This window comes from Plesiomonas sp., assembly GCF_051650925.1.
Classification (GTDB): domain Bacteria; phylum Pseudomonadota; class Gammaproteobacteria; order Enterobacterales; family CAMTGL01; genus Plesiomonas.
Genome location: NZ_JBOFRH010000178.1, coordinates 1 through 1084 on the forward strand (window position 1 = coordinate 1; position 1084 = coordinate 1084).

Below are 1084 nucleotides of genomic sequence, written 5' to 3' on the forward strand. Positions count from 1 at the left end.
GATTTTGTACCGGCATCGCCGTCAGGTTTTGGCCTTCCACGTGCGGGATCAGCAGCAGCAGCACCAGCGCCAGCGCCACCAATTTAATGCTGAACAAGATGCGGTTGAACGAGTCGACCAAACGGGTACTGATACACACCGCGCCACCTAACAGTAGCGTAAACAGCAGCGCGCCTTGCACCGGTGTTAATTGCAGGCCAAACCAGCGCTCTAAGTTGTGCATCAACTGGCCACCACCGCCAGTTACATAGGCTGCGGTCAGGGCATACATTAAAAACAACATGCTGAAACTGATTAACCAGCGCCCTGGCTTACCCAGATAACGCTCGGCTAACACACTCAGCGCAGGAATGTCCGGCGCTGACAAATGCACTTCCACCAACATCAAGGCGCTGTAGCACATCAATGCCCACAGAGCGAACATCATAAACAGAGTAGGGATAAAGCCGATCCCGGCGGAAGCTAACGGCATGGCCAGCATGCCAGCCCCAATCGTAATCCCTGCGACAATAAGAACGCTACCTAAAACCCGGCTTTTCACTGGCAACTCCGTATGGATGTCAATTGAACGGTAGGTTAAAAAACAGACAAAATGTTTTTGTATATGTGTTTTAACTGCTATTTAACATTAAGGCTAAATTTAATCTGCCTGTCTGGATTAATGGCAAACTAATGTTCTGCAGATTAAATAAGAAGCGCGCTGCTGTCAAATCCGGTTTGCAGTGTAATTATATGTTTACACAATGGTGTTTTCAGGCAGGATTTGAGGAAAATTTTCGCACAGTAAAAAATTTCAGTGTAAATAAAACAATACAAATTTGGCTATTGCTAATGAAAAGCCATAAAGCCATGCTTAGTTAGATAAATACGCTATTATTTAGCCGAGTTAACAGAACTAAAGTGAATTTTTTGTTTTTTATTAGGCGGTTAAGATAGAACTCTGACAAAAATGGGCTGAAACATGTCAGGATGCCTAGTCTAAGGGAAGCGAGCAAAGCATGAGCACGCCGTTGAGAGTTGAAATGATCAGTACCGGCAACGAAGTGTTGCACGGCGAAATTATAGACAGTAACGCGGCGTGGCT

The 1084-nt window shown here is 45.6% G+C and carries 1 protein-coding gene; it reads right to left on the reverse strand.

Annotation, left to right across the window (positions count from 1 at the left end; all coding sequences use genetic code 11):
- On the reverse strand, positions 1-541 hold a 541-nt coding region (locus ACRC27_RS04100), incomplete at its 3' end, for an aromatic amino acid transport family protein (protein WP_438639255.1).
- Between the last annotated feature and the right edge of the window lie 543 nt (positions 542-1084).